This is a genomic window from Methylophaga sp. SB9B, from assembly GCF_004832235.1.
Classification (GTDB): Bacteria; Pseudomonadota; Gammaproteobacteria; order Nitrosococcales; family Methylophagaceae; genus Methylophaga; species Methylophaga muralis.
The window spans coordinates 11,358-16,340 of the sequence record NZ_SSXS01000018.1 but is presented as its reverse complement, the minus strand read 5'-3'; the positions used below and the strand labels follow the sequence as shown (position 1 = coordinate 16,340).

The window sequence follows — 4,983 nt, the reverse complement described above, 5'->3', positions numbered from 1 at the left end:
GACGATTAGGTGTTTCGTACTCAACGTGCGCTGTCGCAATGGTGATGCCGCGCTCTCTTTCTTCCGGTGCGTTATCAATATCCGCGTAATCTTTGAATTCACCACCTGATGCTTCAGCCATTACTTTGGTAATTGCTGCCGTCAGGGTAGTTTTACCGTGGTCTACGTGACCAATGGTGCCCACGTTTACGTGGGGTTTTGTACGTTCAAATTTTGCCTTGGACATCTATCTACCTCGTTCAACTATGTTTTATTTCGTTTTGTTAATGATTGCTTCAGCGACATTTCCAGGGATTTCACTGTACTTCGCAAACTCCATTGAGTACGTAGCACGACCTTGTGTTGCTGAGCGTAAATCTGTTGCGTAACCGAACATTTCTGCCAACGGCACTTCTGCCTTTATAATTTTTCCACTTGGCGCATCATCCATCCCATTCACCAAGCCGCGACGGCGATTCAAATCACCCATCACATCTCCCATGTAATCTTCAGGAGTTACAACTTCAATCTTCATAATCGGCTCTAGAAGTGAAGGTGACGCTTCAAGCGCACCATTTCTGAAAGCCATTGATCCGGCAACTTTAAAAGCCATTTCATTTGAATCGACATCATGGTAAGAACCGTCAAACAAAGTTACTTTGACATCTTCCACAGGGTAGCCGGCTATTACACCATTTTTCATCTGCTCTTGTATACCTTTATCTACAGATGAAATGTATTCTTTTGGAACTGTTCCACCGATCGTGGCATTTTCAAAGGCATATCCACTTCCAGCAGGCATTGGTTCCAGACGTAACCAGACGTGTCCATATTGACCACGGCCGCCACTTTGGCGCACAAACTTACCTTCAGATTCAACTTTTTTACGGATAGTTTCTCTGTAAGCAACTTGTGGGGCACCTACATTGGCGTCAACGCCGAACTCACGTTTCATGCGATCGATAATAATATCGAGATGTAATTCACCCATGCCGGCAATAATTGTTTGCGCGGACTCTTCATCAGTACGAACACGGAATGATGGATCTTCTTTGGCAAGCTTACCTAATGCAATACCCATTTTCTCCTGATCAGCCTGCGTTCTTGGTTCTATGGCAACCGATATAACGGGCTCAGGAAAATCCATACGCTCTAAAGTGATGACATGGTCGGGATGGCACAACGTTTCGCCTGTTGTGGTATCTTTAAGGCCAATCGCTGCAGCAATATCACCCGCAAATACTTCGGTGATTTCTTCTCTACTGTTAGCATGCATCTGCACTAAACGACCGATACGTTCTTTTTTGCCTTTAATAGGATTAAAGACGGCATCTCCTGACTTTAATACTCCAGAATAAACACGGAAGAAAGTTAAAGTACCTACAAATGGATCAGTTGCAATTTTAAATGCTAACGCAGCAAACGGCTCATTATCATCAGCTTGACGTGTGCCGTACTCTTCGTTATCAACGTCAACAAGGCCTTTGATTGCTGGCACTTCTGTAGGTGATGGCAGATATTCTACAACGGCATCTAATACAGCTTGAACACCTTTATTTTTAAAGGCCGAGCCACAGAATGCAGGAACCACTTCATTGGCTAATGTTTGTAACCGGATACCGGTTTTAATTTGTTCATCAGTAAGCTCACCTGTTTCGAGATACTGATTCATTAATTCTTCATTAGCTTCTGCTGCTGCTTCCACTAATTGTTCACGATAATCTTTACATTCAGCAAGCATCTCAACTGGAATATCACGGGCATCATAAGTGACACCCATATCATCTTGATTCCAATAAATCGCTTGCATTCTGACCAAATCAACGACGCCTTCAAAGCGTTCTTCAGCGCCAATTGGTAATTGCATTACAACTGGTGTGGAACCTAAACGTTTTTGGATTTGTTCAACTACACGGAGAAAATCAGCACCCTGTCGATCCATTTTATTTACAAATGCAAGACGTGGTACGTGATATTTATTTGCCTGGCGCCAAACTGTTTCGGACTGAGGCTCTACGCCACCTACTGCACAGAAAACAGCAACGGCTCCATCAAGCACACGCAGAGAACGTTCGACTTCAATTGTGAAATCAACGTGACCTGGAGTATCAATGATGTTAATTCGGTGTTGCGGGAATTGTTGATCCATACCGGCCCAGAAGCAGGTTGTAGCAGCAGAGGTAATGGTAATTCCTCGCTCTTGTTCCTGTTCCATCCAGTCCATAGTAGCTGCACCATCGTGAACCTCACCAATTTTATGTGAGATGCCGGTATAAAACAGCACGCGCTCAGTCGTCGTGGTTTTACCCGCGTCGATATGTGCCATGATGCCAATATTCCGGTATCTATTAATAGGTGTACTACGTGCCACTATAGCTACTCTTTACGATCAACAATGTTAAAGAACAAAAACCTTGCCTGAGTCTAGTCAGGCAAGGGTATAGCTTAAAATCTGAAGTGCGAGAACGCTTTGTTAGCTTCAGCCATACGATGCGTATCTTCTTTCTTCTTAACTGCGGTACCTTTGCCTTCATAGGCATCAGATAACTCACCAGCAAGTCGCATACCCATTGATTTCTCACCACGTTTGCGGGCAGCTTCAACTAACCAGCGCATAGCTAAGGCCACACGTCGTTCTGCACGAACTTCTACAGGAACCTGATAGGTTGCACCACCAACACGACGAGATTTAACCTCAACCATTGGACTGATATTTTCAATTGCTTTCTGAAAAATCTCCAGACCATTTCCGCCCTTGTTTTCAGAAACTGAAGCCAGAGCGCCATAGGTGATTTTTTCAGCAACAGACTTTTTACCATCTTTCATGATGACGTTGATAAATTTCGCCAATCCAATATTTGCATATTTTGGATCTGGTAAAACTTCACGCTTAGCAACAACTCTTCTTCTTGGCATTTCTATATCCTAAATCTTTAATTAACGCTCAGTGCTTTCCAAGGATTAACCTTTAGGACGTTTTGCACCGTATTTTGAGCGGCCTTGACGACGCGCAGAAACACCAGAGGTATCCAGAGCACCACGGACTGTGTGATAACGCACACCAGGCAAATCTTTTACACGACCACCGCGAATCAATACAACGCTATGCTCTTGCAGATTATGACCTTCACCACCAATATAGGAAGTCACTTCAAAACCATTTGTTAAACGTACACGAGCCACTTTACGCATCGCAGAGTTTGGTTTCTTAGGTGTTGTAGTATAAACACGTGTACAAACACCACGACGCTGAGGACATGCCTGCAGAGCTGGTACATTATTCTTTTTCTTCTGTTTAACTCTTGGTTTGCGAACCAACTGATTAATTGTTGCCATTAATACAACCTTAACAAATATCTATTGATGGTAGCCTGCGATACTAATTCTTCTCGCATTACCATTCTATTAAAAGCGGGCATCCAGATAAGGATGCCCGACAAAGAAGAGGAATTTTACAACGCAACAAAGCATTGCGTCAAGGCTTCTTTTAAGAAGCTTCGTTGATTTCTTCCTCACTATTTTCAATCACTTCCGCTACAGGTTCAACTGCGGCAGGTTTACCACCCTGGCGGCGACGCTGACGTTCTTTATGGTATGCCAAACCTGTACCAGCCGGAATCAGTCGACCGACAATTACGTTCTCTTTCAGACCACGTAAACTATCACTCTTACCGGTTACAGCAGCATCGGTCAGAACCCGTGTGGTTTCCTGGAACGACGCAGCAGAAATAAACGAGTCAGTTGCTAATGAAGCTTTAGTAATACCCAGCAGCATAGGCGTAAACAACACACCCATCTTATTCTGACCAACTAACTCATCATTTGCATCCAATACACGATCAAATTCTACTTGCTCACCTTTAAGGAACTTACTGTCACCAACGGCATCGATTTCAACTTTACGCAACATCTGTCTAACAATTACTTCGATGTGCTTATCGTTAATCTTAACGCCCTGTAAACGGTAAACTTCCTGAACTTCGCTCACCATATAGTTTGCTAAAGCCAGAATACCTTTTAAGCGCAAGATATCATGTGGATCTTCCGGTCCATCAACAATCATTTCACCTTTTTCAATATGCTCACCTTCGAACACAGATACATGACGCCATTTAGGAATCAGCTCTTCATGCGGCTCACCTTCTTTAGGTGTAATGATTAAACGTTGTTTACCTTTGGTTTCTTTACCAAAGCTTATGGTACCGCTGATTTCAGCCATCAATGCTGGATCTTTCGGCTTACGTGCTTCAAACAAGTCGGCAACCCGTGGCAGACCACCTGTGATGTCACGCGTTTTACTGCTTTCCTGTGGAATACGTGCCAGGATGTCACCAATTTCCACTTCCATACCATCTGTAACACGAACAATCGCACCACCTGGTAAGAAGTATTCTGCTGGAATATTGGTACCCACAATATTAACGTCATTACCATGGTCATCAATCAACTTAACCATTGGGCGCATATCTTTGGCTGCACTACTACGTTGTTTTGGTTCACGAATAATCAAGCTGGTCAAACCAGTGACTTCGTCAACTTGTTTATCAACAGTAACACCTTCAACCAAATCACTTAGTCGGATATGACCCTTAACTTCGGTTACAACTGGATGGGTATGCGGATCCCACGTTGCTACAATTTGACCTGCATCTACTGCATCATCATCGGCTACCGCGATTTCAGCACCATAAGGAATCTTGTAACGCTCACGTTCACGGCCATTTTCATCGATCAAATGCAACTCACCTGAACGGGAAACCGCAATGAATTTTCCTGCCGAGTTTTCAACAGATTTAATGTTGAAGTAACGAATACGACCTTTGAATTTCAGTACAACTGAGTTATCAGCTGCGGTACGTGATGCAGCACCACCAAAGTGGAAGGTACGCATGGTTAACTGAGTACCAGGCTCACCGATAGATTGTGCAGCGATAACACCAACGGCCTCACCAACGTTAATCTTATGACCACGACCCAAGTCACGACCATAACAAGATGCACAGA

The 4,983-nt window shown here is 43.8% G+C and carries 4 protein-coding genes and 1 pseudogene; all 5 read right to left on the bottom strand.

Translation table 11 applies throughout. The features are described 5' to 3' along the window. Positions 1–226, bottom strand: a 226-nt coding sequence (locus tag E8Q33_RS14755) for a GTP-binding protein (RefSeq protein ID WP_247870141.1), incomplete at its 3' end; no start/stop codon positions are given. Between the two features lie 24 nt (positions 227–250). Further along, positions 251–2,350 carry an elongation factor G gene (fusA, locus tag E8Q33_RS14750; RefSeq protein WP_136555678.1) on the bottom strand — a complete coding sequence of 700 codons (2,100 nt, stop codon included), beginning with the start codon at positions 2,348–2,350 and terminating at the stop codon, positions 251–253. 74 nt (positions 2,351–2,424) lie between these two features. Then, positions 2,425–2,895, bottom strand: coding sequence for a 30S ribosomal protein S7 (rpsG, locus tag E8Q33_RS14745; protein WP_014707497.1), 471 nt, complete (start codon positions 2,893–2,895; stop codon positions 2,425–2,427). A 45-nt stretch (positions 2,896–2,940) separates the two neighbouring features. Continuing rightward, complete coding sequence (gene rpsL, locus E8Q33_RS14740) at positions 2,941–3,315, bottom strand: 30S ribosomal protein S12 (protein ID WP_069296874.1); 375 nt, start codon at positions 3,313–3,315, stop codon at positions 2,941–2,943. A gap of 151 nt (positions 3,316–3,466) precedes the next feature. Next, positions 3,467–4,983, bottom strand: a pseudogene (locus E8Q33_RS14735) (DNA-directed RNA polymerase subunit beta'); the annotation flags it as partial.